General features: G+C 68.9%; 26 protein-coding genes and 4 tRNA genes. 19 read left to right on the top strand and 11 right to left on the bottom strand.

Annotated features, from left to right (window positions below):
* Positions 1-7 precede the first annotated feature (7 nt).
* Positions 8-301 (top strand): hypothetical protein, encoded by a 294-nt coding sequence (locus WFJ97_RS02115; protein ID WP_247632161.1) that lies wholly within the window; start codon positions 8-10, stop codon positions 299-301.
* Between the two features lie 77 nt (positions 302-378).
* On the opposite strand, the gene WFJ97_RS02110 is transcribed toward WFJ97_RS02115, so the two are convergent.
* The 3 genes from WFJ97_RS02110 to WFJ97_RS02100 all read right to left on the bottom strand — a co-directional run bounded on the left by WFJ97_RS02110 (position 379) and on the right by WFJ97_RS02100 (position 674).
* A tRNA-Val gene (locus WFJ97_RS02110) sits at positions 379-450 on the bottom strand.
* A 26-nt stretch (positions 451-476) separates the two neighbouring features.
* Positions 477-547: transfer RNA gene (locus WFJ97_RS02105), tRNA-Cys, on the bottom strand.
* A 54-nt stretch (positions 548-601) separates the two neighbouring features.
* Positions 602-674 (bottom strand) — tRNA-Gly (locus WFJ97_RS02100).
* Between the two features lie 151 nt (positions 675-825).
* On the opposite strand from WFJ97_RS02100, the gene WFJ97_RS02095 reads away from it, so the two are divergent.
* The 7 genes from WFJ97_RS02095 to WFJ97_RS02065 all read left to right on the top strand — a co-directional run bounded on the left by WFJ97_RS02095 (position 826) and on the right by WFJ97_RS02065 (position 6,712).
* Positions 826-898 (top strand) — tRNA-Val (locus tag WFJ97_RS02095).
* A 131-nt stretch (positions 899-1,029) separates the two neighbouring features.
* The gene (locus WFJ97_RS02090) at positions 1,030-1,818 is read left to right on the top strand and encodes a helix-turn-helix domain-containing protein (protein WP_336640321.1); all 789 of its coding nucleotides are present in this window, start codon (positions 1,030-1,032) and stop codon (positions 1,816-1,818) included.
* Positions 1,819-1,923: 105 nt separating this feature from the next.
* A complete protein-coding gene (locus WFJ97_RS02085) occupies positions 1,924-2,889 on the top strand; it encodes an ABC transporter substrate-binding protein (RefSeq protein WP_247622400.1) in 966 nt (321 codons plus the stop codon).
* Positions 2,886-3,776: a siderophore-interacting protein gene (locus WFJ97_RS02080; protein ID WP_336640320.1), complete on the top strand. Its 891-nt coding sequence runs from the start codon at positions 2,886-2,888 to the stop codon at positions 3,774-3,776. The genes WFJ97_RS02085 and WFJ97_RS02080 overlap by 4 nt, the downstream gene beginning before the upstream one ends.
* A gap of 10 nt (positions 3,777-3,786) precedes the next feature.
* Positions 3,787-4,815 carry an iron chelate uptake ABC transporter family permease subunit gene (locus WFJ97_RS02075; protein WP_336640319.1) on the top strand — a complete coding sequence of 343 codons (1,029 nt, stop codon included), beginning with the start codon at positions 3,787-3,789 and terminating at the stop codon, positions 4,813-4,815.
* Positions 4,812-5,876, top strand: a complete 1,065-nt coding sequence (locus WFJ97_RS02070; RefSeq protein ID WP_336640318.1) for a FecCD family ABC transporter permease — start codon at positions 4,812-4,814, stop codon at positions 5,874-5,876. The genes WFJ97_RS02075 and WFJ97_RS02070 overlap by 4 nt, the downstream gene beginning before the upstream one ends.
* 41 nt (positions 5,877-5,917) lie before the next feature.
* Positions 5,918-6,712 carry an ABC transporter ATP-binding protein gene (locus WFJ97_RS02065; RefSeq protein WP_336641844.1) on the top strand — a complete coding sequence of 265 codons (795 nt, stop codon included), beginning with the start codon at positions 5,918-5,920 and terminating at the stop codon, positions 6,710-6,712.
* A gap of 9 nt (positions 6,713-6,721) precedes the next feature.
* On the opposite strand, the gene WFJ97_RS02060 is transcribed toward WFJ97_RS02065, so the two are convergent.
* Positions 6,722-7,498 carry an SDR family NAD(P)-dependent oxidoreductase gene (locus WFJ97_RS02060; RefSeq protein ID WP_336640317.1) on the bottom strand — a complete coding sequence of 259 codons (777 nt, stop codon included), beginning with the start codon at positions 7,496-7,498 and terminating at the stop codon, positions 6,722-6,724.
* Positions 7,499-7,583: 85 nt separating this feature from the next.
* On the opposite strand from WFJ97_RS02060, the gene WFJ97_RS02055 reads away from it, so the two are divergent.
* The 3 genes from WFJ97_RS02055 to WFJ97_RS02045 all read left to right on the top strand — a co-directional run bounded on the left by WFJ97_RS02055 (position 7,584) and on the right by WFJ97_RS02045 (position 10,671).
* Positions 7,584-8,135: a TetR/AcrR family transcriptional regulator gene (locus WFJ97_RS02055; protein ID WP_336640316.1), complete on the top strand. Its 552-nt coding sequence runs from the start codon at positions 7,584-7,586 to the stop codon at positions 8,133-8,135.
* A gap of 24 nt (positions 8,136-8,159) precedes the next feature.
* Positions 8,160-9,209 carry a 2,3-butanediol dehydrogenase gene (locus tag WFJ97_RS02050; RefSeq protein WP_336640315.1) on the top strand — a complete coding sequence of 350 codons (1,050 nt, stop codon included), beginning with the start codon at positions 8,160-8,162 and terminating at the stop codon, positions 9,207-9,209.
* 133 nt (positions 9,210-9,342) lie between these two features.
* Positions 9,343-10,671, top strand: a complete 1,329-nt coding sequence (locus WFJ97_RS02045; RefSeq protein WP_336640314.1) for a flavin monoamine oxidase family protein — start codon at positions 9,343-9,345, stop codon at positions 10,669-10,671.
* A gap of 28 nt (positions 10,672-10,699) precedes the next feature.
* On the opposite strand, the gene WFJ97_RS02040 is transcribed toward WFJ97_RS02045, so the two are convergent.
* Positions 10,700-12,004 (bottom strand): ABC transporter permease, encoded by a 1,305-nt coding sequence (locus WFJ97_RS02040; RefSeq protein ID WP_336640313.1) that lies wholly within the window; start codon positions 12,002-12,004, stop codon positions 10,700-10,702.
* Positions 12,001-12,702, bottom strand: a complete 702-nt coding sequence (locus WFJ97_RS02035; RefSeq protein WP_336640312.1) for an ABC transporter ATP-binding protein — start codon at positions 12,700-12,702, stop codon at positions 12,001-12,003. Before WFJ97_RS02035 ends, WFJ97_RS02040 begins: the two co-directional genes overlap by 4 nt.
* A 154-nt stretch (positions 12,703-12,856) precedes the next feature.
* Here WFJ97_RS02035 and WFJ97_RS02030 point away from each other — a divergent pair, with 154 nt between their 5' ends.
* Both WFJ97_RS02030 and WFJ97_RS02025 read left to right on the top strand, forming a co-directional pair.
* The gene (locus WFJ97_RS02030; RefSeq protein WP_336640311.1) at positions 12,857-14,044 is read left to right on the top strand and encodes a histidine kinase; all 1,188 of its coding nucleotides are present in this window, start codon (positions 12,857-12,859) and stop codon (positions 14,042-14,044) included.
* Complete coding sequence (locus WFJ97_RS02025; protein ID WP_336640310.1) at positions 14,041-14,709, top strand: response regulator transcription factor; 669 nt, start codon at positions 14,041-14,043, stop codon at positions 14,707-14,709. The genes WFJ97_RS02030 and WFJ97_RS02025 overlap by 4 nt, the downstream gene beginning before the upstream one ends.
* Positions 14,710-14,779: 70 nt before the next feature.
* Here WFJ97_RS02025 and WFJ97_RS02020 read toward each other — a convergent pair whose 3' ends face one another.
* From WFJ97_RS02020 to zapE, 4 genes are all read right to left on the bottom strand, one after another.
* Positions 14,780-15,163, bottom strand: coding sequence for an SPW repeat domain-containing protein (locus tag WFJ97_RS02020; protein ID WP_247622388.1), 384 nt, complete (start codon positions 15,161-15,163; stop codon positions 14,780-14,782).
* Positions 15,164-15,244: 81 nt separating this feature from the next.
* The gene (locus WFJ97_RS02015) at positions 15,245-15,799 is read right to left on the bottom strand and encodes a type II toxin-antitoxin system PemK/MazF family toxin (protein ID WP_336640309.1); all 555 of its coding nucleotides are present in this window, start codon (positions 15,797-15,799) and stop codon (positions 15,245-15,247) included.
* Positions 15,800-15,831: 32 nt separating this feature from the next.
* Positions 15,832-17,070, bottom strand: coding sequence for an ammonium transporter (locus tag WFJ97_RS02010; protein ID WP_336640308.1), 1,239 nt, complete (start codon positions 17,068-17,070; stop codon positions 15,832-15,834).
* A gap of 114 nt (positions 17,071-17,184) precedes the next feature.
* Positions 17,185-18,228, bottom strand: coding sequence for a cell division protein ZapE (gene zapE / locus WFJ97_RS02005; RefSeq protein WP_336640307.1), 1,044 nt, complete (start codon positions 18,226-18,228; stop codon positions 17,185-17,187).
* Positions 18,229-18,358: 130 nt separating this feature from the next.
* On the opposite strand from zapE, the gene WFJ97_RS02000 reads away from it, so the two are divergent.
* Positions 18,359-19,252, top strand: coding sequence for a sulfurtransferase (locus tag WFJ97_RS02000; RefSeq protein WP_247622384.1), 894 nt, complete (start codon positions 18,359-18,361; stop codon positions 19,250-19,252).
* Between the two features lie 19 nt (positions 19,253-19,271).
* Positions 19,272-19,703, top strand: coding sequence for a SufE family protein (locus WFJ97_RS01995; protein WP_247622383.1), 432 nt, complete (start codon positions 19,272-19,274; stop codon positions 19,701-19,703).
* Here the strand turns inward: WFJ97_RS01995 and WFJ97_RS01990 are convergent.
* The gene (locus tag WFJ97_RS01990; RefSeq protein WP_336640306.1) at positions 19,687-20,841 is read right to left on the bottom strand and encodes an alpha/beta hydrolase family protein; all 1,155 of its coding nucleotides are present in this window, start codon (positions 20,839-20,841) and stop codon (positions 19,687-19,689) included. The two genes, WFJ97_RS01995 and WFJ97_RS01990, sit on opposite strands and share 17 nt — an antisense overlap.
* 25 nt (positions 20,842-20,866) lie before the next feature.
* Between WFJ97_RS01990 and WFJ97_RS01985 the strand changes: the two genes are divergently transcribed.
* The 4 genes from WFJ97_RS01985 (at position 20,867) to WFJ97_RS01970 (ending at position 26,081) form a co-directional block, all read left to right on the top strand.
* Entirely contained in the window at positions 20,867-21,448 is a 582-nt protein-coding gene (locus WFJ97_RS01985; RefSeq protein WP_247622381.1) for a DUF3000 family protein, read from the top strand.
* Complete coding sequence (locus WFJ97_RS01980) at positions 21,441-22,634, top strand: ribonuclease D (RefSeq protein WP_336640305.1); 1,194 nt, start codon at positions 21,441-21,443, stop codon at positions 22,632-22,634. Before WFJ97_RS01985 ends, WFJ97_RS01980 begins: the two co-directional genes overlap by 8 nt.
* 73 nt (positions 22,635-22,707) lie before the next feature.
* The gene (locus tag WFJ97_RS01975; RefSeq protein WP_336640304.1) at positions 22,708-23,913 is read left to right on the top strand and encodes a thiolase family protein; all 1,206 of its coding nucleotides are present in this window, start codon (positions 22,708-22,710) and stop codon (positions 23,911-23,913) included.
* Complete coding sequence (locus tag WFJ97_RS01970) at positions 23,913-26,081, top strand: 3-hydroxyacyl-CoA dehydrogenase NAD-binding domain-containing protein (RefSeq protein WP_442928371.1); 2,169 nt, start codon at positions 23,913-23,915, stop codon at positions 26,079-26,081. Before WFJ97_RS01975 ends, WFJ97_RS01970 begins: the two co-directional genes overlap by 1 nt.
* Positions 26,082-26,197: the final 116 nt, after the last annotated feature.

The raw sequence follows: 26,197 nt of genomic DNA, 5'->3' as shown, positions 1-26,197 counted from the left end.
TACCGAAATGGGCGAAGCCGATTCGCACGCCGACGCGCAGTTCGCAGCGGTCTGGACCGCCATCACGAGCCCGGTCGGGGGTCTCGCCGCCGGGATCATCGTCGCGCCCGCCATTCAGGACTACTGCCGGACGGGCTGGCTCGCGGGTGCGTGGGAGAGCGATTCTCCCGCGGGATGCGCACTCTTCCCCACGTGGATGTACGGAAGCAGCGCCTTCCCGACGGCACTCGGATTCGTCGCAGCGGCGGTGGTCGGGGTGGTCGTCTGGCTCTTCGCGTACTTCGGCCACGAGAGTCACTGAAGTCCAGTTGCCTCTCGGGCGAGCACTTCGACGGCCGGAAACGCAAAAACCCCCGGCTGGACCGGGGGTTTCGTCTGTGCGCGATACTGGGATCGAACCAGTGACCTCTTCCGTGTCAGGGAAGCGCGCTACCGCTGCGCCAATCGCGCCTATGAAGGCTATTCAGTTCTCAGTGAGGTGGCGACGGGATTCGAACCCGTGTAAACGGCTTTGCAGGCCGGTGCCTAGCCGCTCGGCCACGCCACCGTGTGGATTGACCCCACGTGCGGAAGGCCTTCCGAAGAAGACCCTCTGCACTCGAGCGGATGACGAGACTCGAACTCGCGACCCCAACCTTGGCAAGGTTGTGCGCTACCAACTGCGCTACATCCGCATTTCGTTCCCGGTTGTCCCGGGCACTTATGAAACATTAGCCGATGATCCGCGACTGTCCAAACCGGAAGCGAATCTCGCGCGTGTCTCGCCGGATGGTCATCACGGCCCGCGCGCGTCCGGTAGTATCGTTTCTCGACCCCCTGGGTCATGGGCGATTGGCGCAGTTGGTAGCGCGCTTCCTTCACACGGAAGAGGTCATCGGTTCGAGTCCGGTATCGCCCACACATCACAGCCCCGCACGTCGCCTCGACGGAGCGGGGCTTCTTCGTTCCGCCCCATCCCCTCGGCGGGACGAGCGCGCGTGCTAACTTAGGGTGTCCTAATCTACCCACGGGAAGGCAAGCGGAGGCTCCATGTCGCTCACCGATACCGACTTCGAGGAGAGCGTCGTCTGGCGCATCGGAACGAACGAGTTCGACGTGGTCGACGGGGCTGCTTGGGACACCCACACCCACCCCGATCGTCACGAACTGCTCTGGGGTGCGCGAGGCGTTCTCACCGCCGAGACAGAGCACGGACACTTCGCCATCCCCGCGACTCAGGGTCTCTGGATTCCCGCTGAGACGTCCCATCGCGTGATCGCGGCGGCCGGCACCTCGTTCCGCTGCACCTTCATCGACGGCGACATCGCCTCCCCCTCGCCGCGCACGACCGCGGTCGCCCTGCCCGACGTGATGCGCGCCGTGCTCGACCGACTCGAGGCTCCGCCGTACCTCGCTGCGGGACCGCGCCTGCATGCGGAGGAACTCGTGGTCAGCCTGCTCGAACCCGTCGAAGCATCCGTCGTCGACCTTCCCCTCCCCCTCGACCTGCGTACCCGAGCGATCGCCGAGGCGCTGCTCTCCGACCCCGCCGACGATCGCTCGATCGAGGAGTGGGGACATCACGTGGGCGCCAGCGCGCGGAACCTCTCACGCCTGTTCGTCGCCGAGACCGGCCTGAGCTTCTCCACCTGGCGCACCCGAGCGCGCATGCGCCGCGCCATCGAATGGCTCTCCGCCGACTACACGGTCGCGCACGTGAGCCGGCGCTCCGGCTACGCGACGCCGAGTGCGTTCGTGCAAGCCTTCCGCCGGGAAGTCGGGCGCACGCCCGGCGAGTACGCCGCGCGACGCGACGAGGATTCCGCGAAGTCGGCGTGACCTCGACACGGTGTGGCATCTCCGCGACATCGGACGGATCCATACTGGGTAAGCCGAGCCTTACCTAAGCCCCGGCTCCCCGATCCTCTTCCGGAAGACCCTCCCATGCGCTCTACGCCCGTGTCCCTCGTCGCGCTCGCAGCGACCTGCCTCCTCCTGACCTCGTGCGCCGCCTCCTCCGCCGGCGGCTCCTCCACCGCGGACGACACGGTGGAGCTCACGACTCCGACCGGCGTCGACATCACGATCCCGGCCGAGCCGACGGCGGCGCTCGGCTTCTACACGACTGACCTCGACATCCTCATCACGCTCGGTTTCGACCTCGCCGGCACACAGCCGATCCGCGACGACTTCACGGCTTTCCCGGACTTCTTCCCTCAGGAGGAATTGGAGGGGCTGGAGACCTTCGGGAACTTCCCGGAGTTCAACCTGGAGGCCGTGCTCGAGGCCGAACCGGACTTCATCCTCAGCGGCCTCGGCTACGAGGAGGACCTCGACGGGCAGCTCCAGAAGATCGCACCGACCTACACGTACAACGCATTCGACGGGGGCGACTGGCGAGACGTCGTCGCGAAGGCCGCGACCGATCTCGGCCGCGAGGAGCAGTGGCAGGAGTGGGTCGACCAGTACGAGGCCCGCATCGCCGACATCCGCTCCCGCCTCGACGCCGCCGACATCCACCCCGTCGTCGCAGACGTCGGCTACTGGGACGGTCAGGTCACGACGTCCTGCTACGGCGTGCCCTGCCTCGTCTTCGCCGACCTCGGTCTGGAGATGGCGCCCCTGATGAACGCGACGGAGGACGGCCTGCCCGCGAGCGACGAGTACGCGGAACTGAGCCCCGAGCAGCTCGGACAGCTCGAGGGCATCGACGTCGTGTTCACCGGAGCCGAAGAGGATGGCACCGTCTGGGTCGAGGAGGACGAGGCCCTGCAGCAGAACGCGATCTGGCAGAACCTCTCGTTCGTCCAGAGCGGCGAGTACTACCCCTACAACTACGAGATGATCTACGGCTCCCCCAGCGGCATGGACGCGTTCCTCACCGTCGTCGAGAAGGCGCTCCTCGGATGACCGTCAACCTCGTGCACCGCATCGTGGTGCAGCGCGTCGAACGGCTGAGCCCGGGCATGATGCGGGTCGTCTTCGGGGGCCAAGGTCTCGATGGATTCGTGACCACGGGGGTGGGCGATGAGTACTTCCGCGTCTTCTTCCCGACCGAGGGGCAGATCGAGCCGAACCTGCCGTTCCCGACCGACGATGGCTACTGGGACTTCCCGGAGGGTGTGGATCCGGCCCCGATGCGCACGTACACGGTGCGGGACTGGGATGCCGCGGCGCGTGAGCTCACCATCGACTTCGTCGTGCACGACGGGGGGATCGCGGCGGCGTGGGCCCTGCGCGCCCAGCCGGGTGACGTGCTCGGGGTCAACACGCCGAAGGCGCTCTATGCGGCCCCCGCCGACATCGAGTGGCAGCTGCTGATCGCCGACGCCACCGGCCTGCCGGCGGCCGCTCGCCTCGCCGAGAACGCGCCGAGCGGCGTCCGTACCCGCGTGGTCGTCGAGGTCGCGACGGCCGAGGACGAGCTGTCCCTGACCACCCCGGACGGAGTGGAGTTGCACTGGGTGCACGGCGGCAACGGGCACGGTCCCACGCGCATCGAGGAGATCCTGCGCGCGGCCGAGCTTCCGACGGGGCGCGGGTACGTCTGGGTCGCCGGTGAGACGAAGGCCACGCGCGGCGTGCGCAAGCACCTCCGTCACGACCTGAAGCTCCCGACGACCGACTACAAGGTCCTCGGCTACTGGACCGAGAACGCCGAAGCCTGGCGCGAGCGCTACGAATCCCTCGACGAGGGCACCCACGCGCGACTCATGGCCATGTGGAATGACGACGGCCGCTCCGAGGAGGAGATCGAGGACGCCTACGACGCCGAGCTGGAGAAGCTCGGGCTGTGAGGTGCGCGGTATGACCTCGACGCTCGTCGAGGAGAGAGCACCGCAGGTTTCGGAGGCACGCCGCGGCCTGGTGGTGCTCCTCCTCGCCGGCGCGCTCGCGCTCGTCTGCGTGGCGAGCGTGCTGTTCGGCTCGCAGCGGATCTCTCCGGTCGACGTCTGGCACGGCCTCACGGTCGGTACGGGTGACGCCGGTGCCATCGTGCAGGGCATGCGCGTCCCGCGCACGATCGTGGGCCTCGCGGTCGGCGCAGCGCTGGGCATCGCCGGAGCACTGATCCAGGGCTTCACCCGCAACCCGTTGGCCGATCCCGGCATCCTGGGGGTGAATGCGGGAGCGAGCCTGGGCGTCGTGATCGGCGTCGCCTTCTTCGGCGTGAGCGCCGCGAGTGGATACATCTGGTTCTCGTTCGCCGGCGCGATCGCGGCGACGGTCCTCGTGTACCTGATCGGTTCGGCAGGCCGCACCGCCCCGGATCCGTTGCGGATGACGTTGTCCGGTGTCGCGCTCGGTGCTGTGATGGGCGGCGTCGTGGCGGCGATCGGTCTCCTCAACCCGAGCGTCTTCGACCGGATGCGCAGCTGGAACGCGGGCTCGCTCACCTCGCTCACCCCGGACGTCTACGCGGTGCTGCCCTTCGTGTTCATCGGCCTCGTCCTCGCCTTCTGCCTCGCGCCGTCGCTCAACGCTCTCGCGCTGGGCGACGATCTCGCGACCGCCCTCGGATCCCGGGTCGCCCTCACGCGTGTGCTCTCGATCGTCGCGGTGACCCTGCTCTGCGGTGCGGCCACCGCCGCTGCCGGTCCGATCGCCTTCGTCGGCCTGATGGTGCCGCACGCCGTGCGCTGGTTCGTCGGGCCCCATCAGGGCTGGATCCTCCTCGGCACCGTCTTCGCCGCACCGCTGCTGCTTCTCACCGCAGACGTGGCAGGTCGACTCGTGCTCCGCACGGGCGAACTGCCCGTCTCGGTCGTGACGGCCGTCATCGGCGCCCCCGTCCTCATCGCCCTCGTGCGTCGTCGGAAGGTGAGCGGGCTGTGAGCGCCGACCTCCTGACCACGCCGGTGGATGCCGGCCGCCGTGTCTTCACGCCGCAGACGTTTTTCTTCTCCCGACGCATCGGTGTGCGGGCGACGATCGTCGCCCTCGCCGCCACGGCTCTCGCGATCGCGGTGGGCGTGTTCGCGCTCACCCTGGGCGACGCGGTCTTCACCCCGGGCGAGGTCGTCACGACGCTGCTCGGCGTCGGGGAACCCCGCGCCGAGCTCGTGATCATCGAGTGGCGACTCCCGCGAGTGCTGGGCGCACTCGTCTTCGGCGCCGCGCTCGGCATCGGCGGCGCGATCTTTCAATCGCTCACGCGCAACCCTCTGGGCAGCCCCGACGTGATCGGCTTCGACGCCGGGGCCTACACCGGCGCGTTGATCGTGATCACGACGTTCGGCGTCAGCGTCGCATCGACCGCCGCCGCCGCGCTCGTCGGTGGCACCGCGACGGCACTGGTCGTATACCTGCTGGCGTTCCGCCGCGGGTTCACCGGGTTCCGGCTCATCATCGTCGGCATCGGAATCGCGTCGATGCTCGCCTCGGTGAACACCTGGATCGTCCTCAACGCGAACCTGAACGTCGCCTTGCTCGCCAGCGCCTGGGGCGCCGGCTCGCTCAACCTCATCACGGCAGAGCAGGTCGGCATCGCCGCGTGCGTGATCATCCCGATCGCGGTCACCGTCGCGATGCTCGCCGATCGTCTCCACATGCTCGAGCTCGGCGACGACGCGGCGACCGCCCTCGGGGTGCGCACCGGAGGGGTGCGTCTGACGCTCGTGATCCTCGGCGTGGGACTCACCGCGGTCGTCACGGCGATGGCGGGACCGATCGCCTTCATCTCGCTCGCCGCACCCCAGATCGCCCGCCGCCTCACCGGTTCGGCGAGCGTCACGCTCACGGCATCCGCCGCTCTCGGCGCACTGCTGCTGGTCGCGAGCGATGTGCTCGCGCAGCGGCTGTTCGCCCCGACCCAGATCCCGGTCGGCCTCGTCACCGTCTGCCTCGGCGGCGTCTACCTGGTCTGGCTGCTCATCCAGGAAGCGAGAAGACGATGACCGAGAAGACGATGACCGAGAAGACGATGACCGAGAAGACGATGACGACGACCGAGACCCACACCCGCGCCCGCCTGCAGGGCGCCGACCTCACGATCGGCTACGACGGCCGCGTGGTGTCGGCGCATCTCGACGTCGAGATCCCCGCGGGCTCGTTCACGGTCATCGTCGGCCCGAACGCCTGCGGCAAGTCGACGCTGCTGCGTGCGCTCGCGCGTCTGCTGCGCCCCACGACCGGGCAGGTGCTGCTCGACGGTCGAGCGATCTCGGACCTGCCGACGAAGGAGATCGCGCGGCGACTCGGGCTGCTCCCCCAGACGTCGCTCGCGCCGGACGGCATCCGCGTCTCGGACCTCGTCGCCCGCGGTCGACACCCCCACCAGACGATCCTCCGCCAGTGGTCGCACACCGACCAGGCCGCCGTGGCCGCCGCCCTCGCGGCGACGGGCACGACCGAGCTCGCGGGGCGTCTGGTCGACGAGCTGTCCGGCGGACAGCGCCAGCGCGTCTGGGTGGCGATGCTGCTCGCGCAGGAGTCGCCGACGATGCTGTTGGACGAGCCGACGACGTTCCTCGACATCGCGCACCAGTACGACCTGTTGCGCCTGTTCCACGGCCTCCACGCCGAGGGGCGCACGGTCGTCGCCGTGCTCCACGATCTCAACCAGGCCGCGCGCTTCGCCGATCACATGATCATGATGCGCGATGGCGAGATCGTGGCCTCCGGCGATCCGTCGACGATCGTCACGGCCGAGCGGGTCGAGGAGGTCTTCGGACTGCCCTGCTCCGTGATCCCCGACCCGCACGCCGGGACGCCCCTGGTCGTGCCGCTGTGAGCCGTCGGCTCAGCCCATGAAGGGGCGCAGGTCCGGGTAGCCGGTCGTCGCCCACGCACCGTCGACGACGATGTTCTCGCCGTTGACGTACGACGCGTCGGCCGACGCGAGGAACAGCGCGACGCCCGCGATCTCGTCGGGATCGGCGGCGCGCTTCGCAGGAATGCGATCCAGGTAGGTGTCCATGACTCCCGGGACGGCCAGCAGTCCGCCCGTGAGCGGCGTGGCGACCAGCCCGGGTGAGATCGCGTTCACCCGGATGCCCTGCTCGGCGAGCTCGAGCGCGGCGTTCTTCGTGAGCATCACGACACCGGCCTTCGCGGTCGAGTACCCGGCACCGGAATGCATCGGCACCTGGGAGTTCAACGATGCGATGTTCACGATCGAACCCGCGCCGCCCTGGGCGAGGAACTGCTTCGCGCCGAGCTTCGTGCCCAGGAACGCGCCGTAGAGGTTCAGCTTGATGTTGAAGTCCCAGGTCGCGAGATCCATGTCGATGACGCGGCCCGGCTTCGAGCCGCCGGCGACGTTGTACACCGCATCGATCCGGCCGAATCGTTCGACGGCGGCGGCGAAGAGCGCCTCCATCGACTGCTCGTCGGTGACATCGGTGCGCAGGCCCGCCACGTTCTCGCCGAACGTCTCCGTGGCGGCGGCCACGGCATCCGCGTTGATGTCGGCGACGAACACCTCCGCACCCCGATCGACCAGGCGGCGCGTGATCGCCGCTCCGATCCCCGACACTCCGCCGGTGACGACCGCGACGCTGTTCTCGAACCCTGACATGACTTCCTCTCTGCGGCACCGTCGTGGTGCCGTCCTTCCCGCCACGTTACGCCTTATCTGACACATGTCGGATAAACTGGGCGACATGGATGCACGGGCGCGACGTTCACGGGAGCACCTCCGCGACGCCGTCCTCGATCTGGCCGGACGGATGCCGATCGCCGACGTGACCGCCTCCGCGATCTGCACCGCGGCGGGTGTGACCCGCGACACCTTCTACCGCCATGCCGAGAGCCCCGTCGACCTCCTCGCCGACGCCCTCTCGTCCGAGATCGCCGAAGCGATGGAGATCCTCCCGCGCACCGACGCGATCGGAGACGGCGAGCGGGCACTGCTCGAGCACGTCCTCCGCCGCGCGGACGTCTACCGCGGCGCGATGCACCCCCTGCTCGCCGCTCCCGTGCGCAGCAACCTCGAGCGGTCCATCCGGTCGGGCCTCGAACTCTGGGTGCACCTTCACCCCGACATCGTTCCCCCGGACTTCCGCGACGATCCCGCGGCGATGGCGATCGCGTTCGCCTACGCCGCCGCCGGCACCGTGGGTTCCATCGAGGAGTGGCTGCGCAGCGGCGACGACGACATCGACCGCGCCGTGAGGCTCATCCTCGCGGCGTCCCCGGAGTGGTGGCTGCGCTGACGGCCGCCGGAAAAGGAGAGAAACATGAAGGCCGCAGTTTTCCACGCGCAGGAGGACCTCCGCATCGAGGAGGTCGCAGATCCCTCCCCCGGACCCGGGCAGGTCAAGCTGCGCAACGCCTTCGCGGGCATCTGCGGCTCCGACCTGCACGTCTACTACACGCCGGAGGCAGCGGGCCTCGACTTCGAACACCCGCATCCTCTGACCGGGTCGACCCTCCCCCAGATCCTCGGACACGAGTTCTCGGGCACGGTCGTCGAGCTCGGCGAGGGCGTCGACGGAATCTCGGTCGGCGACCGGGTGGCCGTCTGGCCGATCTACTACTGCGGTGACTGCACTGCATGCCGCCGCGGTATGTACAACGCGTGCCAGAAAATCGGATTCCACGGTCTGAGCTCGGACGGCGGCGGCATGGCCGAGTTCACGACCGTCGACGCGTCGAAGCTGCACGTGCTTCCCGAGAACGTCGACCTGCGTCTCGGTGCCCTGGTCGAGCCGATGGCGGTCGCGTGGCACGCCGTCTCGCGCAGCGGCGTGGAGTCGGGGGGAACCGCCCTCATCGCCGGGGCCGGCCCCATCGGCATCGGCGTGTGGTTCGCCCTCAAGGCCCGTGGCATCGAGAAGGTGCTCGTGTCCGAGCCCAGCGCCGATCGACGCGCGATCATCGCGGCGCTCGGCGCCACGGTCGTCGACCCGGTGACGGAGGACCTCGGCGCGGCCGTCACCGCTCTGACCGACGGCGACGGCGTGGACGTGGCGTTCGATGCCGCCGGCGCCGGCCCCGCCATCACCTCCTCGCTCGCGAGCCTCGTGCCGGGTGGCCGTGTCGTCGTCGTCGCGATCCACGAGCGCACGATGGACTTCCTGCCGACCCAGCTGGTGATGGCCGAGACCGAGATCGCCGGCGCGCTGGCGTATCTCCCCGAGGACTTCGACGCGGTCATCGCCGCGATGGCCGCAGGCGTGTACGACACGACCGGATGGGTGAAGGACGTGCCGCTGGATGGCGTCGTGGATGCGATCCACGCTCTCCGTGGCGGCGCCGGGGCGAAGATCCTCGTCCAGTCGGCCTGACGCGCACCTCGGGGCGATGGCCGGGACCCGACGCGATCGTTCCCGGCCATCGCCCTGAGCTCTTCCATCGGTGGGGTCCGACTGACTAACGTCGGGATCACCCCCTGCGATGCCCTCCGGCGAAGGAGCCCTCATGCACACCTCTGACGCGATCGTGATCGGTGCGGGAATCGCCGGCCTCTCTGCCGCGCGACTTCTTCGGGCGGAGGGCTTGAGCGTCGTCGTCCTCGAGGCGCGGGACCGCATCGGCGGCCGTGTGACGACCGATCGCTCCGCCGGCCGGGTCACGGATCTCGGCGCCTCCTGGATCCACGGCATCGACGGCAGCCCGGTGGCGGCCGCGGCGACCGCCTTCGGCATGCGCACGAAGGAGTTCACGGTCGGGGGCTACCAGCCCGACAGCCGTCCGATCGCTCACTACGGCCCCGACGGCATCCGTCTGTCCGACGCGGATGCCCGTGCCTACGTCGCCGACATCCGTGCGGTGGATGCGGCGCTCCGCGACGCCATCGCCGTGTCGGCGGCCGATGCGTCGTATCGCGATGTGACGGAGGCCGCCCTCGCGATGCAGGGATGGAACGCCGACCGCACGCAGCGGGTGCGCGAGTACCTCGAGCACCGCGCCGAGGAGCAGTACGGCGCGTGGATCGAGGACCTCGCCGCTCACGGGCTCGACGACGACACGATCGACGGCGACGAGGTCGTCTTCCCCGACGGGTACGACAGCCTCGCCACGCACCTGGCGGAGGGGCTCGACGTACGGCTCGACCACCCCGTCTCCCGTGTCGAGTGGTCGGAGGAGGGCGTCGTCGCCACCACACCGCACGAGGTCTTCCGCGCGACGGCGGCGGTACTCACGGTGCCGGTCGGGGTGCTGCAGTCCCCCGCACTGGTGATCGACCCTGCGCTGCCCGAGCCGAACGCCGGAGCGCTGTCGCGCCTGCGCATGAATGCGTTCGAGAAGATCTTCCTGCGCTTCCCCGCGCGGTTCTGGGACGACGGCGTCTATGCGATCCGCCAACAGGGGCCGGAGGGCCGATGGTGGCACTCCTGGTACGACCTCACCGCCCTCGACGACGAGCCGACGCTGCTCACCTTCGCCGCGGGGCCGGCGGCGAAGGTGACGCGGGACTGGGATGACGATCAGGTCGTCGAGTCGGTGCTCGCGCAGCTGCGCCGGCTGTTCGGCGCCGACGTGCCGGCCCCCGTTGCGGTGAATCGCACGCACTGGCAGGACGATCCGTTCGCCCACGGTGCCTACGCGTACATGACGCTCGGCTCGACGACCGCCGATCACGACGACCTGGCGACCCCGATCGGAGGCGTGCTGCACATCGCCGGAGAGGCGACCTGGACCGATGACCCGGCGACCGTACCCGCCGCACTCCTGTCGGGGCACCGCGCGGCGACCCGCGTCCTCGGGCGCGAGGTCGCGGTCGAGCGGCTGTGGTCCCGGCCGTGAGCCCCGGACCACAGCCACCGACCGCATCTCACTCGTAGCGCAGGGACTCGACGGGGTCGGCTCGCGCTGCCCGGGCGGCCGGCAGGGTCCCGGCGAGGAAGGCGATCACCATCACGAGGGCGATGATCGACAGGATCGAGACCGGATCGAAGGCGATGAGGGTCAATCCCGGCAGGTCCGCGAGGAGGCCGTCGGCCAGGACCGCGCTGATCCCCGCGCCGGCGAGCATCGCGATCCCGACGCCGATCGCGCTTCCGAGGAACCCGAGGAAGGCGGCCTCGAGGCTGAACAGACCGAACACGCGTCCCGAGCCCATGCCCATCGCCTTCATCAGCCCGATCTCGCGCGTGCGCTCCTGAACCGACATGTACAACGTGTTCACGATGCCGAACGCGGCGGCCAGCAGGGCGATGATCGCGAAGGCGTTGAGCACGAGCACGATTCCGTCGATGACGGTGGTGATGGTGCCGAGCTGGTCGGCCACGGTCGTCCCGGTGAATCCGGCATCGGCCAGACGGTCCTTCAGCGCCTGGATCTCGTCGTCCGTCGCGTCGGGTGCGAACCACACCGTCGCCGACGCGAAGCGGTCGATCTGATCCGCGGGCAGGCCGGTCGTCTGGGCTTCGAAGAGCGCGTCGCTCATCGATCGGTTCACGAGGATGCTCGAGCCCGTTGGGCTTGCGAGCGCCTCCTCGGTGATGCCGACGACGGTCGCGTCGATCGTGTGCGAGGTGCGCGCCGCATCGGTGATCCCCAGCGTGACCGTGGAGCCGAGCGCATCGTCGTCGTCCGCGAACCCGAGGGCCTCGACGTAGGCGGCGGGCAGCGCGACCTCCGTCTCCGACGCGTCGTCGTCGGGATCCGTTCCGGCGGCGAGCACGGTCGTCTGCCCCGGGATGAGGCTCCCGACCGAGGCGACGAACGGCGTACCGTCGCCGGCCCGGATGAAATCGGGGGTGATCGTCCGTGTGGGGTCCACCCGCACGACGCCATCGATCCCCTCGATCTCGGCGACGTCATCGGGATCGAGCGCGATCACGGTCTGCCCCGGGATGCCGCTCGAGACCGCGTCCGGGTCGTACTCGCGCGGTTCCCCGCCGGTGGCGCCCGGCACCGTCGCCGCATCGTCCGCCGCCCGCGTGACGCTCATCGCGTCGGCGGCTCCGACCCCCGAGACCGTATCGTCGATGTACCGATTGATCCCGGTGCCGAGGCCGCCGGTCAGCGCGAGCGTGAAGGCTCCGACGAAGATCGCCAGGATGGTGAGAATCGTGCGGGTCTTCGCTCGGAACGTGTTCGAGATCGCCGATCCGACGAGGTCCGCGGCCCTCATGCGGCGACCTGCTCTTCGCTCTCGTCGACGATGCGCCCGTCGCGGATGACGATCCGCCGATCGCAGCGCGCCGCGAGATCCTCGTCGTGGGTGACGACGATCAGCGTGATGCCGTGCTCGCGGTTGAGTCCGAACAGGATGTCCTCGACCACGGCGCCCGTCGCACTGTCGAGGTTGCCGGTCGGCTCGTCGGCGAAGATGATGCGCGGATTGTTCACCAGTGCGCGCGCGATCACCACGCGCTGCTTCTGACCTCCGGAGAGGTCCACCGCCCGGTTGCGCGCCTTGTCGGCGAGGTCGAGCTGCTCGAGGGCGGCCATGCCGCGCCGGCGGCGCTCGCCCGCCCGGACGCCCGCGATCTTGAGGGGCAGCACGACGTTCTCGAGCACGCTGTTGCCACCGGTGAGGAAGAACTGCTGGAAGACGAAACCGAACGTCTTGTTGCGCGTGCGGTTGAGCTGCCCGCCTCGCAGGCGAGCCGTCTGCACACCCTCCAGAGCGATCGTTCCGGTGTCCGGGGCATCGAGCAGAGCGAGAAGGTGCATGAGGGTCGACTTTCCCGATCCGCTCTTGCCGACGATCGCGATCGATTCCCCTTCGCCGACGTCGAAGCTCACCCCCTTGAGCGCATCGAAGCGGGTCGGGCCACGCCCGTAGGACTTGTGGACATCCCTGATCTGAAGAAGGGGTGCGGGCATCGGAGAACTCCGTTCGGATCGACGGATATCAGCGTCCCTCTCGCCCCGGGGTCCGCACATCCTTCGATCGCGTTCCGCATGTACCGCGTCCGCGGTACTCCCGATGACCCGGGCGACCGACGCGACGGCGGCCGTTCCACGGCAGACTGAGGGGATGGCAGAGCACACCGACGTTCCCGAGGCGCCCGCGGATCCGCGCCCGCGGATGCCGGTATGGCTCCCCGACGTGCTCGTCGCTGTCGTCGTGCTCGTCTTCGCCCTGGCACCGACTCCGATCCCCGACTTCCGCCCGACGAGCGTGCTCTCCCTCGTCCTCGTGCTCCTCCCCCTCGCCATCGTCCCCTGGCGACGGCGGTGGCCGCTCCTGACGCTCGCCGCGCTCCTGGTCAACTTCGGCGCCGCAGCCGCCACCGGCATCCTGTCGCCCGGTATCGGCATCGCGATCGGCCTCGCGATGTACCAGGTCACCCTGCGCACCATCCGTCGACGCGCGCTGCTGATCGCGGCGTGCGCCGTCGTCGCCGTGATGCTGTTGTCCCTGCTCTCGGCGATCGGCTCCGTATACGACCCGCGGGCGTTCCAGTTCGGGCTGATCGTGGCGCTCTCGACCGCCCTCGGCGACGCGGCGCGCTCGCGGCGCGACTACATCTCCGCCATCACCGAGCGGGCGGAACGCGCGGTGCGCAGCCGAGAATCCGAAGCCCAGCGGCGCGTGAGCGAGGAACGGCTGCGGATCGCCCGGGATCTGCACGACGCGGTCGCGCATCAGATCGCGGTCATCAGTCTGCAGGCGGGAGTCGCGACCTCGGTGATCGACGATCGCCCGGAGAAGGCCAAGCAGGCATTGGCGACGATCCGCGGCGCAGCGCGCAGCGTGCTCGGCGAGATCGGAGACCTCATGTCGATGCTGCGCACGGCCGACGTCGGCGACGGGAGCACCGGCCCCCAGGCCGGCGCCGACCGCATCGACGAGCTCGTCGCCCAGTTCGCGTCGTCCGGGTTGGAGGTGACCGTGCGCACCGAGGGCGACCTCGACCGCGTCACCGGCGCGACCGGGCTCGTCGCCTACCGCGTCGTCCAGGAGGCACTCACGAACGCGCACAAGCACGGCACCGAGCATCGCGCCCACCTCCTGCTCCGCGCCGACGACGACGGCCTCGCGATCACGGTCACCAACCCGATGACCGCGTCGCCCTCCCCCAACGGCAGCGATTCCCCCGGTCTCGGTCTCCTCGGCCTTCGCGAGCGCGTGACCTCCGTGCGTGGCACGGTCGACGCAGGACCCGACGGCGGCAGCTGGAAGATCCGCGCCTGGATGCCGCGGTCGAAGGAGCAGTCATGATCCGCGTTCTCATCGTCGACGACCAGGCTCTGATCCGACAGGCGGTCGCCGACATCCTCGGCGCGCAGGACGACATCGACGTCATCGGGCTCGCCGCGAACGGGCGGGAGGCGATCGACTTCGTGTCGGCGCATCGGCCGGACATCGTGATCATGGACATCCGGATGCCCGTGCTCGACGGCATCGAGGCGACCGCGCAGATCTGCCGGGCGCCGGGTCTCGAGGGCGTCCGCGTGCTCATCCTGACCACCTTCGAGGAGGACGAGTACCTCGTCCAGGCGCTTCGTGCGGGCGCCAGCGGCTTCGTCGGCAAGGGCGCCGAGCCCGACGAGATCCCGCGCGCCGTGCGCTCCGTGCACGCCGGCGACGCCCTGCTCTCCCCGTCGGCGACCCGCGCACTCATCGACCGCTTCGTCGCGATGCCGGTCCGAGGAGCGCCGGCACCGGGAGTCGCCGAGCTCGATTCGCTCACCGAACGCGAGCGAGAAGTGCTGCTGATGGTCGCTCGGGGTTGCTCCAACCAGGAGATCGCGGAAGAGCTGTTCATCTCGCCGCACACCGCCAAGACCCACGTGAACCGCATCATGACCAAGGTCGGAGCGCACGACCGTGCCCAACTCGTGATCCTCGCCTACGAGAGCGGTCTGCTCGTTCAGGGCGGCTGAGGGCCGTTCCTCCGCCGCGCACGAGAGCGCCCCTCCCGCTCAGAACAGGAGGGGCGCCGTCGTCCGCGCGTCAGGCTCGGGCGGCCCGCGGCGTGGTCTGGGGCTGCGGCTGCGAGAACAGCACGACGATGATGACCGTCACGCCCACGACGACGTGCGGCAGCCAGACGTTGAGCGCTTCTCCGGAGAAGCCGAAGATCCACGGCGAGAGGGCGAGGAACAGGCTCGCGACGATGTCGAAGACGAGGTGCACGGGCATGGGGATGAACCCGAAGGGTCCCCATTCGTACTTCGTGAACAGGCTGTAGACGATGAGGCCGACACCGAGCACGATCGGGATGATGACCGCTGCGCCACCGACGGCGGCGAATCCGAACAGCCACGGTGCCGCGATGAGTGCGATGCCGACGACGTAGTCGAGGACTCCGTGGACCTTCGTGGGGATGAAACGCATGATGCCTCCTTGTGCGGGAACCGCGGGAGCGGCTCATGCAAGGAGTTCGACACCCCGGCGCAAACGGATTGGAGGAATCTCCTACCGGTCGGTGCGCCAGCCGTAGCGCCGCTGGAGGGCGGCGGCGACCCGGTCGAAGCGCGCACGCGCGAGCACGGCGGCCTCGCGGCGCATGCCCGCCTCGTGGACGCTGTAGAGCTGCTCGACGTCGACCCAGGACTCCCGCCCCTGGGAGTCCCACTCCCCCGACCCGATCGACAGGTAGTCGCGATCGCCGTCGTGGGAGCGGCTGGTCATCCGCACGGCGAACACCCGATCCGACGATTCCCGGCCGATCACGAGCACCGGGCGGTCCTTGCCCCGCCCGTCGCCCTCCTCGTAGGGCACCCAGGTCCAGATGATCTCCCCGGCATCGGGAGCGCCGTCGCGATCGGGCGCGTAGCTGATGACGACGTCGTCGAGGTGCGCGGGATCGAGCCGCACGGTCTCTACGCCGCGGGTGCGCCCGGCATCCGTTCTCGACGCCTTCAGCACGGCCGAACGTCCCGGCTCCTTGCGGGGCCGGGACGTTCGGGGTGTCAGTGCGTCGAGCAGCGCTTGCGCGATCGTGACGAGGATGCTCCTGGATGAACTCACACGTTCACACTACGTCGCTCGCGCTCGGGCGATCAGGCGTTGGTGAGCGCGTAGCCCTCCTCGCCGTGGACGACGGAGTCGACACCGGCGATCTCGTCTTCGCTGGTGATGCGGAAGCCGATCGTCTTCTCGATCGCGAAGCCGATGATGAAGGCGACGACGAAGGAGTAGATCAGCACGCCACCTGCAGCGATGGCCTGGACGGCCAGCAGGCGCCAGTCACCACCGGTGAACATGCCCTGTCCGGTGGCGAAGAAGCCGAGGTAGAGGGTACCGATGAGGCCACCGACGAGGTGGATGCCGACGACGTCGAGCGAGTCGTCGAAGCCGAGACGGAACTTCAGCTCGACCGCCAGGGCGCAGACGACACCGGCGACGAGGCCGAGGACCAGTGCCCAGCCGGGCGTCAGGTTGGCGCAGGCGGGGGTGATGGCGACGAGACCGGCGACGGCACCCGAGGCGGCGCCGACCGAGGTGGGCTTGCCGTCCTTGATCTTCTCGATGACGATCCAACCGAGGATGGCCGCAGCCGTGGCGCCGAGGGTGTTGATGCCGATGAGTCCGACACCGCCCATGTCCTCCGACAGCCACTCCGCACCGGCGTTGAAACCGAACCAACCGAACCACAGCAGAGCCGCACCGAGCAGCGTCAGCGGCACGTTGTGCGGCTTGAGGATGCCCTTCTGGAAGCCGATGCGCTTGCCGAGGACGAGAGCGAGGGCGAGGGCCGCGGCACCCGCGTTGATGTGCACCGCGGTACCACCGGCGTAGTCGATGACGGCGATGCCGCTGTCCTCGCCGAAGAGCGTGGTGCCGAGGTTCATGATCCAGCCGCCGCCCCAGACCCACGCGGCGATCGGGAAGTACCCGACCGTGGCGAAGATGCCGGCGAAGATCAGCCAGGAGCCGAACTTGGCGCGGTCGGCGATGGCGCCGGAGATCAGGGCGACCGTGATGATCGCGAAGGTCGCGCCGTACGCGACACCGAGAAGGGCGACGTTCGCGTCGGGGCCCTCGGACAGCGCCGAGAGACCGAAGTCGGCGAACGGGTTGCCCGCGAACTGCGTGGGGCTGTCGACCGCGCTCATCGAGTAGCCGAACAGGATCCAGAGCACGGCCACCAGTCCGATGGAGCCGAAGCTCATCATCATCATGCTGACCACGCTCTTCGCCTTGACCAGGCCGCCGTAGAAGAAGGCGACACCGGGGGTCATGAGAAGAACGAGGGCGGTCGCGGTGATCGCCCAGGAGATGTTGCCGGGAGCATCCATGGAATACCTCACATCCGAGTAACTGAGAGCACCAGTGTGGCGATGCCCGGTTTCGGGAAGGCGCGAGGAGTGTTTCGCTCCGGTTACACCCGGCGTCGGTGTGTAACCATCGCGTTACGCGCGGCTGGAATGCGTCAGTGCATTCAGCCGGGAGATGGCGCGCAGGTACTTCTTGCGGTACCCGCCGCCGAGCATCTCCTCGGCGAAGACCTGGTCCAGCGATACTCCGGTCGCGGCGATCGGGATCTGCGCGTCGTAGACGCGATCGACGAAGGCGACGAACCGCAGCGCCTCGGACTGATCGGTGAGCACGCGCACATCGCGCAGCCCGACGAGTCGGAGGCCGTCGATCAGGCGGATGTACCGAGAGGGGTGCACGCGCGCCAGGTGCGCGACGACCTCGTCGAACGCATCGTCGGAGACCAGCCCGGACTCGGATGCCGTGGCGATCGCCGAGGCGTAGTCCTCATCGGAGAGCACGATCGAATGCCCGTCGATTGCCCGCTGACGGAAGTCGACTCCGTCGATCCGCATCGTCTGGAAGCTGTCCGACATCTGATGGATCTCGCGGAGGAAATCCTGCGCGGCGAAGCGGCCCTCGCCCAGAGCATTCGGAGGGGTGTTCGATGTGGCCGCGAGCTTCGTGCCCGAGGTGACGAGCTCGCCCAGCAGACGCGTCATGACCATCGTGTCGCCGGGGTCGTCGAGCTCGAACTCGTCGATGCAGAGGAGGTCGGCTCCGCGCAGCAGGTCCACCGTGTTCTTGTACCCGAGGGCCCCGACCAGGGCGGTGTACTCGATGAAGGATCCGAAGTACTTCCGTCGGGCGGGCATGGCGTGATAGATCGACGCGAGGAGGTGCGTCTTCCCGACGCCGAAACCGCCGTCGAGGTAGACGCCGGGCTTGACCGCCGGCTCCTTCTTCGGTCGGCTGAAGAACGACGCCTTCTTGACCGGCGCACCGCGCCCGGCGAAACGCAGGAGCGTCTCCTTCGCCTCCTCCTGGGAGGGGTACGACTCATCCGCGCGGTAGCTGTCGAACGTCGCGCCGTCGAACTGCGGCGGCGGGACGAGGCTCGCGAGCATCTCGGGACCGGTGACGGTCGGCTGGCGGTCGCTGAGGCGCACGACGCCCGTGGTGCTCTGCGTGTCGGTCATTCGTTTCCTGTGTCGAAGTCTTACGAATCCGGCGCCTGCGGCACCGCGGGGAACTATCGTCGAAGCGACGGAACAACACTACGCCGTCGCCGCCCGCCCCCTTCACTCGCACACCCCCGAGGAGCATCCCGTGACCATCGAGTTCGACACGTCGTCCGCAAAGTTCGCCGAGTACTCCGAGCCCGGCCGGCTCGTCACCACGGAGTGGCTCGCCGCTCACCTGGGAGAGCCGGGGCTGGTCGTGGTGGAGTCCGACGAGGACGTGCTCCTGTACGAGACCGGACACATCCCCGGCGCGGTGAAGGTCGATTGGCACACCGAACTCAACGACCCGGTCGTGCGCGACTACGTCGACGGCGAGGGTTTCGCCGAGCTGCTGAGCCGCAAGGGCATCGCCCGTGACGACACGGTGGTCATCTACGGCGACAAGAACAACTGGTGGGCGGCGTACGCACTGTGGGTGTTCTCGCTGTTCGGTCACGAGGACGTCCGTCTGCTCGACGGCGGCCGCGACCGCTGGATCTCCGAGGGCCGCGAGATCACGCGCGAGGCGACGAACCGCCCCGCGGTCGAGTACCCGATCGTCGAGCGCGACGACACGCTCCTTCGCGCCTACAAGGAGGACGTGCTCGCCCACATCGGCAAGCCGCTCATCGACGTGCGCTCGCCCGAGGAGTACAGCGGGGAGCGCACGACCGCCCCCGCCTACCCCGAGGAGGGCACTCTGCGCGCCGGCCACATCCCCACCGCGCAGAGCGTGCCGTGGGCGAAGGCGGTCGCGGAGGACGGCGGGTTCAAGTCCCGCGCCGAACTCGACGCCATCTACCGCGACGGCGCCGGTCTCGCCGATGGCGACGAGGTCGTCGCGTACTGCCGCATCGGTGAGCGGTCCAGCCACACGTGGTTCGTGCTCAAGCACCTCCTCGGCTTCGAGAACGTGCGCAACTACGACGGCTCGTGGACCGAGTGGGGCAGCGCGGTGCGCGTTCCGATCGTGACCGGCTCGGAGCCCGGAGCGCTCTGAGCGTGTGACAATGACAGGGATGAGCGAAACGCACGTTCCTGAGACCCTCGCCGAGATCCGAGACGCCTTCCTCGACACGCCCGAGAGCGATCGGCTGCTGCTCCTTCTGGAGTTCGCGGACGAGCTCCCCGCGGTGTCCGAGGAGGTCGCGAACCATCCGGAGATGTGCGAACGTGTCGCCGAGTGCCAGTCCCCCGTGTACATCTACGTCGAGATCGTCGATGGCCGCGTCGTCATGCACGCCACCGCACCGCCGGAGGCACCGACGACTCGGGGGTTCGCGAGCATCCTCGTGCAGGGCATCACGGGACTCACGCCCGACGAGGTTCTGGCGATCCCCGAGGACTACCCGCAGGCGATCGGTCTGACCAAGGCCGTCTCACCCCTGCGCATCGGCGGTATGACGGGCATGCTCATGCGAGCGAAGAAGCAGGTCAGGCAGAAGCGCTGAATCCCTGCGCGGCGAGCCAGTCGCGGATCGCTGCGGTCCACCCGGTCTCGTCGTAGTTCCAGATCTTGGTGTGGCGCGCCCCCGAGAAGACCGGCATCGTGACGAGGTCCGGGCGCGCGTCCCGCAGGGCATGCGAGGCGTCCGAGGGCACGAAGCCGTCGTCGTCGCTGTGCAGGATGAGCGTGGGGGCGGCGAGCTCCTCGGCGCGCGCGACCATGTCGAGGCGGTCGAACGCTATCGCGTCCTCCGCCCCGCTCAGTCGCGCGGTCACCGGAAGGGACAGCGCCCCCATCGCCAGTGCCGGAAGCGGTGCGCGGAGCCCCGCCTCTCGTGCCTGATAACGCAGTACGGTGCGCCAGTCGACCACCGGCGACTCGAGGATGAGCCCGGCGATGCGGTCGCGGTTGCCGGAGTTCACCGCCGTCTGCAGCGAGACGGCACCGCCCATCGACCAGCCCATCAGGATCACCCGCTCGGCTCCGTGCCGGAGGGCGTAGGCGATCGCGGCATCCACGTCACGCCATTCCGCGGCTCCGAGTGCATACGCTCCGCCGCGGCTTCGCGGGGCCTCGCCGTCGTTGCGATACGAGACCACGAGGTTCGGCAGCCCTGCGGCGTGGAGGACGGGCACCGCACGCAGGCACTCGGCCCTGGTCGTTCCACGTCCGTGCACCTGAATGACCCAGGTGCTCGACGCCGCGGGGAAGAACCACGCGGGGCAGGGTCCGGCGGGCGAACCGATGAGGACGTTGCTCCAGGGCAGATGCAGCTCCGACGGGGCCGAGTAGTACCAGCCGCTGAATCCGGCGTCGCGATCGACGCGCGCACCCGGCTCGATCTGGGTGAGGAGCTTGCGCCGCACGGTCGTGCTGTCGGCGCTGAGCACCGCACCCAGCTTGACGTATCCGTAGGTTCCCGTCGTGTAGAGCCCGTAACGCCCGGGAAGCTCGGTGTCGAGCGTGCGAGCGAGCTCGATGGTCTGCGCTCCCGTGTCGACCGCGAGGATCTTCGTGTTGGGTCCGCTCCGGGTCGGCATCACGACCCGGCGGGCGATGCTCAGCACGAGCAGCGCGGACGCCGCTCCGAGTGCGAGCAGGACAGGGAGAAGGAGTGCAACGGCGTGCCTGAGACTCTTCATCGCTTCCTGACTCTAGCCTGTTGCCGTGACCGCACCCCCCGATGCCGGGACCCTCTTCGAGAACGCCGCCGCAGAACTGCGCGAGACGGCGTTCCGTGACGACATCACCGTGCGCGAGATTCCGACCCCGACCGGCCTCGCGCCCTTCGCTCTGGCGCTCGCCGCCGATGTCCGCCCCGACGACGACGGCGACTCCGTGTACGGAACGGGTCGTTTCGTGCTGCTGCACGATCCGGACGAACCGGCGGGCTGGGGAGGATCGTGGCGGATCGTCATCTTCGCGCAGGCACCGCTCGAGACGGAGATCGGCACGGATCCGCTGCTCGCCGACGTCACCTGGTCGTGGCTCGTCGATGCCCTCGACTCCCGGGAGGCCCGGTACGGCGCAGCGTCGGGCACCTCCACCAAGACGCTGTCGAAGGGATTCGGGGGCCTCGCCCTCGAAGGCGACGGCGCACAGATAGAATTGCGGGCGTCCTGGACTCCGCAGGGCCCGTTCCGTCCGCACGTCGAGGCATGGGCCGAACTGGTCGGAATGCTGGCGGGTCTTCCGCCCGGTTCCGAGGGCATCGCCGTTCTCGGCGCGCGAAAGGCTGTACGTGACTGAATACTCCGTGATCTCGGATGCCGAGGAGTTCCGCGCCGCCTGCGCCGTGCTCGCGAACGGCACCGGACCGGTCGCCGTCGATGTCGAGCGCGCCTCCGGCTTCCGCTACTCCCAGCGCGCCTACCTCGTGCAGGTCTTCCGCCGGGACGCCGGCGTGTTCCTCTTCGACCCGCCCGCCATCGGCGACCTCACGCCGCTGAACGCGGCGATCGGCGACGTCGAATGGGTCTTCCACGCCGCGAGTCAGGATCTCCCCTCGCTGCGCGAACTCGATCTCGACCCGCACACGATCTTCGACACCGAGCTCGCCTCGCGCCTGCTCGGGCACGAGCGCGTGGGTCTCGCCGCCGTCGTCGAGCACACGCTCGGCATCACGCTGAAGAAGGAGCACTCGGCCGCGGACTGGTCGACGCGCCCGCTGCCGGATGCCTGGCTCGAATACGCGGCCCTCGACGTGCTGCACCTGATCGACGTGCGCGATGCGCTCGCCCTCGAACTCGAGGAGCAGGAGAAGACGGCATTCGCCGCCGAGGAGTTCGCGGCGACCCTGAGTCGCGCACCCAAGCCGCCCCGCGAAGATCCCTGGCGCCGTCTGAGCGGACTGCACCAGGTGCGAGGTGCCCGCAATCTCGCCGTGGCGCGCTCCCTCTGGCAGGCACGCGAAGCATATGCGCAGGCCCAGGACGTCTCCCCCGGACGCCTCATCCCCGACCGTTCGCTGGTGGCGGCGGTCATGGCGAACCCGCAGAGCAAGCAGGCGCTCGCCGGTATCAAGGAGTTCCAGGGGCGCGCGAGCCGCACGCAGCTCGACCGCTGGTGGCAGGCCATCGTCGACGGACGGGCGACCGAGGAGCTGCCGCGCGAACGGGTTCCGAGCGACGCTCTGCCGCCCCCGCGCGCCTGGGCGGATCGCAACCCCGAGGCTGATGCACGCCTGAAAGCCGCGCGCCCCGTGGTCGAGGCGATCGCCGAGGAACTGCACATGCCGACGGAGAACCTGTTGACGCCCGAGTACCTCCGACGCGTCGCGTGGGCGCCCGCGGGAGACACCCCGGAGGCCATCGGCGGCGCGCTGACGGCGCTGGGTGCGCGCACCTGGCAGGTTGAACAAACCGCACAGAAGATCGCCGCCGCTTTTGTAGAAGCAGCGCAACAGCCCGACGAGGCTCCCGCCACGGCTTCGTAGGTTCGATCCAACCGATTCCTCCCCGTTTCGGGGCCTCCCTAGACTGAGGCCACCGCACAAACTTGGAGGCAGAGTGGCCGAGATCTCGGACGTCTTCTTCGTCGATGGAGTGCGCACCCCCTTCGGGCGCGCCGGCGAAAAGGGCATGTACTGGAACACCCGCGCAGACGACCTCGCCGTGAAGGCGACCATCGGTCTCATGGAGCGGAATCAGGCCGTCCCGGCCGACCGCATCGACGACGTCGCGATCGCCGCGACCTCGCAGACCGGGGATCAGGGACTCACGCTCGGTCGATCCGTGGCGATCCTCGCCGGACTCCCCCAGACCGTTCCCGGCCTCGCGGTCGAGCGGATGTGCGCGGGAGCGATGACGAGCGTGACGACCATGGGCGCCTCGATCGGGGTGGGCATGTACGACCTGGCCCTCGCCGGTGGCGTGGAGCACATGGGTCATCACCCGATCGGCGGCAACGCCGACCCGAACCCGCGATTCGTCGCCGAGAAGATGGTCGACCCCGGAGCGCTCAACATGGGCGTCACCGCCGAGCGCATCTTCGATCGTTTCCCGCACCTCACCAAGGAGCGCTCCGACCGGTTCGGCATGCTCAGCCAGCACAAGGTGCAGGCCGCCTACGACGCGGGCAAGATCCAGCCCGACCTCGTCTCGGTGGCGATCAAGGATGCCGAGGGCGCCTGGGGACTCGCGACCGAGGACGAAGGGCGCCGCCCCCAGACCACGATGGAGGACCTGGCCGCTCTGAAGACGCCGTTCCGCTCGCACGGTCGCGTCACCGCCGGCACCTCCTCACCCCTCACCGACGGCGCGACGATGTCGCTGCTCGCCGGTGGCGGCGCGGTCAAGGAACTGGGTCTCGCCCCGAAGATGCGCATGGTCTCGTTCGCGTTCGCGGGCGTCCAGCCCGAGATCATGGGTATCGGTCCGATCCCGTCGACCGAGAAGGCGCTGAAGAAGGCCGGCCTGTCGATCTCCGACATCGGGCTCTTCGAGCTCAACGAGGCGTTCGCCATCCAGGTCATCTCGTTGCTCGATCACTTCGGCATCGCGGACGACGACCCCCGCGTCAACCAGTGGGGCGGGGCCATCGCGCTCGGCCACCCGCTCGCAGCCTCCGGTGTGCGCCTGATGATCCAGCTCGCGGCCCAGTTCGCCGAGCGCCCCGACGTCCGCTACGGCCTGACCGCGATGTGCGTCGGCCTCGGACAGGGCGGTTCGGTCATCTGGGAGAACCCGCACTACGACGGCAAGAAGCGGAAGTGATGGCAGGCATGGCGAACACGGTTTCCGAACAGTACGCGAACGTCGACTTCGCACCGATCCGGGCGCTCACCGACGGCGAGGTGATCACACAGTCGCCCGTCCGCGACATCCGTCTGGCGTCGGGCAAGGTGCTCGCGCTCATCACGCTCGACAACGGTCGCGACCACACCCGCCCGAACACCCTCGGGCCCGCGACGCTCACGCAGCTCGGCGAGACGCTCGACGCTCTCGCCGCGCGAGCGGCCGCCGGAGAGATCCAGGCGGTCGGTATCACGGGCAAGCAGTACATCCTCGCCGCGGGCGCGGATCTCTCCGACATCGGCAAGGTCGGATCGCACGACAACGCCCGGCTCATCGCGCAGCTCGGCCACAAGGTGCTGGGCAAGTTCGGCGAGCTCGGCGTGCCCTCGTTCGCCTTCGTGAACGGTCTCGCGCTGGGAGGCGGACTCGAGATCGCGTTGAACTCGACCTACCGCACGGTCGACTCCTCTGCCGCGGCGGTCGCGCTGCCCGAGGTCTTCCTCGGCATCATCCCCGGTTGGGGTGGCGCCTACCTGCTGCCGAACCTGATCGGCATCGAGAACGCGCTCGAGGTCGTCATCTCGAACCCGCTCAAGCAGAATCGGATGCTCAAGCCGCAGCAGGCGTTCGATCTCGGCATCTTCGACGCGATCTTCCCCGCGGCGAACTACCTCGAGAACTCACTGGCCTGGGCCGACGCGGTCCTCGGCGGCAAGAAGGTCGAGCGGAAGAACGAGCCCGGCAAGCTCGAGCGGCTCACCAAGTGGCCGATCGCGATCAAGATGGCGCGCGGCATGCTCGAGTCCAAGATCGGCACCGTGCCGAAGTCGCCCTATGCGGCGCTCGATCTGCTCGACAAGGCCAAGAGCGGCACCAAGGCCGAGGGGTTCGCCCGTGAGGACGAGGCCCTCGCCGATCTCGTCACGGGTGACCAGTTCGCGGCATCCATGTACGCGTTCGACCTCGTTCAGAAGCGTGCGAAGCGCCCCGTCGGCGCGCCGGACAAGGCCCTCGCCAAGAAGGTCACCAAGGTCGGCATCATCGGGGCCGGCCTCATGGCCAGCCAGTTCGCCCTGCTGTTCGTGCGCAAACTGCAGGTGCCGGTGCTCATCACCGACCTGGACCAGGCGCGCGTCGACAAGGGCGTGGCGTACATCCACGAGGAGATCGGCAAGCTCGAGGCCAAGGGCCGCCTCGACGCGGACTCCGCGAACAAGCTGCGCGCGCTGGTCACCGGCACCACCGACAAGAGCCTCTACGCGGACTGCGATTTCGTGATCGAGGCCGTGTTCGAAGAGGTCGGCGTCAAGCAGCAGGTGTTCGGCGAGATCGAGAAGATCATCGCCGAGGATGCGATCCTGGCGACGAACACCTCGTCGCTGTCGGTCGCGGAGATCGGCGCGAAGCTGGAGCACCCGGAGCGTCTCGTCGGCTTCCACTTCTTCAACCCGGTCGCGGTCATGCCGCTGATCGAGATCGTGAAGACGCCGAGCACGTCGGATGCCGCGCTGTCGACGGCCTTCGTGGTCGCTCGCAATCTCGGCAAGAACGCGGTGCTCACCGCCGACGCTCCCGGATTCGTCGTGAACCGCCTGCTGGCGAAGGTCATGGGGGAAGCGGCCCGCGCCGTGCACGAGGGCACCCCGATCGTCGACGTCGAGAAGGCGTTCGGTCCGCTCGGCCTGCCGATGGGTCCGTTCCAGTTGATCGACCTCGTCGGCTGGAAGGTCGCCGCGCACGTCCAGGACACGATGGCGACGGCATTCCCCGAGCGTTTCTACGCGAACGAGAACTTCCACGCCCTCGCAGAGCTGGACGCGATCGTCGAGAAGGACAAGGGCGGCCGGGTCACCGGCTGGACGAAGCAAGCCGAGAAGCTGCTGAAGCCCGCCGTCGGTTCCACGCCGGCATCGGCCGCGACGATCCTGCAGCGCGTGCAGGACGGCCTGGCCGACGAGATCAAGCGGATGCTCGACGAGGGCGTCGTCCCGGAGGTGGAGGACATCGATCTCTGCCTGATCCTCGGCGCGGGCTGGCCGTTCATCGACGGCGGCGCCTCGCCGTACCTCGACCGGGAGGGCGCGTCGGATCGTGCCTTCGGAGGATCGTTCCACACCCCGCAGATCCGGGGCGTCGAGAACCGCTGATCACGCGCAGCGGAGGGGGTCGTGCAGCGCGCACGGCCCCCTCCGTCGTTCTCCACGCGCTCGGCTGACGGTCGGTCGTTCCGACCCTGTCTCGTATCCGTCCAGCGGCGGTCGGG

The sequence above is a fragment of the Microbacterium sp. USHLN272 genome (genome assembly GCF_037149655.1).
Classification (GTDB): Bacteria; Actinomycetota; Actinomycetes; order Actinomycetales; family Microbacteriaceae; genus Microbacterium; species Microbacterium galbinum.
This window is presented reverse-complemented; position numbering and strand designations above follow the sequence as displayed.